This is a genomic window from Paracoccus ravus, from assembly GCF_004522175.1.
Classification (GTDB): Bacteria; Pseudomonadota; Alphaproteobacteria; order Rhodobacterales; family Rhodobacteraceae; genus Paracoccus; species Paracoccus ravus.
The window spans coordinates 1-2,732 of the sequence record NZ_SDEB01000069.1 but is presented as its reverse complement, the minus strand read 5'-3'; the positions used below and the strand labels follow the sequence as shown (position 1 = coordinate 2,732).

Annotated in this window: 3 protein-coding genes; 1 reads left to right on the top strand and 2 read right to left on the bottom strand. The window is 57.6% G+C overall.

What is annotated here, in order from left to right:
- A partial coding sequence (locus tag ESZ60_RS20445) for a hypothetical protein (protein ID WP_209021385.1) occupies positions 1-1,673 on the top strand: 1,673 nt, incomplete at its 5' end.
- 218 nt (positions 1,674-1,891) lie between these two features.
- On the opposite strand, the gene ESZ60_RS20440 is transcribed toward ESZ60_RS20445, so the two are convergent.
- Together ESZ60_RS20440 and ESZ60_RS20435 are read right to left on the bottom strand one after the other, a co-directional pair.
- A complete protein-coding gene (locus tag ESZ60_RS20440) occupies positions 1,892-2,179 on the bottom strand; it encodes an HU family DNA-binding protein (protein ID WP_134682483.1) in 288 nt (95 codons plus the stop codon).
- Between the two features lie 215 nt (positions 2,180-2,394).
- Entirely contained in the window at positions 2,395-2,604 is a 210-nt protein-coding gene (locus tag ESZ60_RS20435) for a hypothetical protein (RefSeq protein WP_134682482.1), read from the bottom strand.
- Positions 2,605-2,732: the final 128 nt, after the last annotated feature.

Below are 2,732 nucleotides of genomic sequence, written 5' to 3'. Positions count from 1 at the left end.
TTCAAGGCGCGCCCAAACCTCATCCGTCATCACAAACCGCTGCTCGTCCATTCAGAACTCCCTTTGGGAAGCCTGAATCAGAAATCACGCAGGATGGGAATCCTGAATGTCCACGGACCCTAGCTCTTTGGCAGCAAGTCTGGTCCAGATCTGGTGGCATTTCGACCGTTCTGATGGATGATCCGCAGGACCTGCTTGATCCCGGTAACGTCGCGAACCTGGCTGCCACGGTGCCATATCTGATCGCCGAAGGCATCAATCCATTAATCGTAAGCAACGATTTTGGGTTCATTCAGACCATCGAGGCATTCGTCGCTGCAGACAAGCGTGCGACAGGTTTGGCGCGGACTGAAACTTGGGAATTCTCTGCCATCTCGACATCAAAATGCACTTTAAGTCTTGCGCCAGTTGCGGACGAGGTGCGAATTCGGTGCGATCGCTGGCAGAAAATCGACCCAAACGACACGGGTCTTGCTCGAGAGTTCGTCCATCCAGTACGGGTACGCATAGAGATCAAGCTATGGGACTTGCTCGCTTCTGATCCAGCGGTCCTCCATGACCCGACGATGGGTGATCTGCTTAGTAAAATCGCGAACGCCCGCAATCGCGGCGAAAGACCGTTCAACGAAGAACCATTTCGGCGGTTGTTGGAATTGCAATCGCTGAAGCCCGGGGCCCCCTTTCGAGACGTCATTAACAAAGCGCACCACGGGCGCGCCGATCAGATTACACCAGCCGAGGCCGAGATCGTTAATCTAGGCTATGAAGATGTGTTCTCAGCGATTGACGCCTGTTGGCTCGCCTACGCAAGATTCATGGGAAGGTTGCCGCTAGAAGAAGCTGTTGCTGAGGCTCAGGCCGTTCCGCCGCTAACCCTGATACCGCTTCGAACTGCCGCGATACCAGTTGTTGGCAGACTGGCCGCCCGTGCGGCCGGAGCACCGCTCACCACCGTTGATCAAGCGGCGGACCAACTAGACCTGTTGTCGCTTGGCGACATTTCGCTGTTCACGTTGCGGGCGCCTACACTGGGGATGATTGCTTTCCCTAGTCAAACCCTGATCGTGTCGGCGACGGCCGAAGTGAAAAATGGCGATCTCGCGATTGTTCGCACTGCTGGCAAGACCTATGCTAGGAGGATTGGACTCGATAGGGCGGATCGTTCGAGGATTGCCCTGGAGACGATCCCATCGACAAACCCCCGCATCCCGCAGACTCACTTTGTTCAGCGCAGCAACGCGCACCTGAGCAAGGTGATCGGTGTACTATTTGATGAAGGCAAGGCCGCGAGATCGCAGGATGAGGCAATAGAGACTGATCGTTCGCCGATCCTCGAGCAGGTCGTCGCTGCGGCTGGTGTCGTGGGCGATAGTGCTTTCCCTGTCGCGCTGGATGCGGGGCATGTCCTCTTGGGTCCCGCGCCCGACCTTGCGCTACTCGATGGGCGCATCTTAGCGATTGTCACCAAGGCCGACGAGTTTTCAGGGGAGTATTTTGCCTATCTCAAGCGGCTAGGGAAATCGATGCCAGGGTCTGAGGCCATCTACTATCTTGAGAATGTTGGTCAGACCGGCGAGGGAGAATTCATACAGTTTCCCGTGCGGGGCCAGCCACCCAGCCCCGGCATTCCAATCGTCGAACAGACATGGAAAGTTCTCGGCACCCTTTTCTAGCTGAGTGCCGCACCACCGTATCGTCACTTCGCAGGCGAAAGTCTTCTTTTAGCGAACCCAACCCGTGCGGCGCTGCTGTTGCAAAAGGCGGCCTTCCGCCCATTTTGCTTTTCCTGCGAGAATTTTCGGCGCGCCGAGCGGGCTGGCACCCAGACGCAATTCTGGGTTCGAGAGACGCGTCGCGCGAGCGACGCGCCTTATTGAGCTACCGCGCGAACTCAGGCGTTCACCTTGTCCTTGATCGTCTTGGCAAAGGTCATTTTCACCGCCCGATCGGCGTCCTTCTCAATTGCCGCGCCGGTCGAAGGATTGCGCACAGTGCGTGCGGCACGATCGCGGCAATAGATCTTGCCGACTTCCGGGATGGTGATCGCACCACCCGCAACCACCTGATCATGGATCAGCTCGCTGAGCGCCTCGATGATCGCGCTTGCCGCCTTCTTTTCGGTACCCGCGCGACTGGCAAGTTCAGTGATCAGTTCAGCCTTGGTCAGGGATTTGGACATCTGGAAATTTCCTCCTGCTTTCCGCACACTTTTCTATCCCAATCGAAGGACCAGTTTCTGGCAAGACAAAAGGCACCGCTTCCATCACGACGCAATGATGGCACGTGACAGAAGCAAGGGGCGGGCCAAATAGCTCGCGACGAGCAAGGCGAGCATACAGTCGTCGATCTTGCCCTCGTCGATCTCCACAGCCCTGCCCTCCTTTGTCCGTGACCCTAGCGTTCGCGTTCCCGATCCTCGCGGTCAGATGATTGCGGGTGCTCCGCCTCGCGCCTGCCCTCACCCGCGTTCAGATCCGGCAGCCGCGCCTTGGCCTCCTGGGCCTGTTTCAGGCTCATGCCCATGCTCTCATGCTGTTCGGCCGCGGCGGTGATGGCCCGGGCGATGTCACGCCGTTGCGCAGGATCCGGAATGTCGAGCGCCAAAGCACTGTCAGGCGTCAGGGCCTATGGGACAGATTTGGTTGATTGATGACGGGAGGGTTTCTGGCACATCGTAGCTTTCAAGGAGCGAAGATGAGCAAGAAACCCGTTGATCAGAAAGTCGCCGCCGA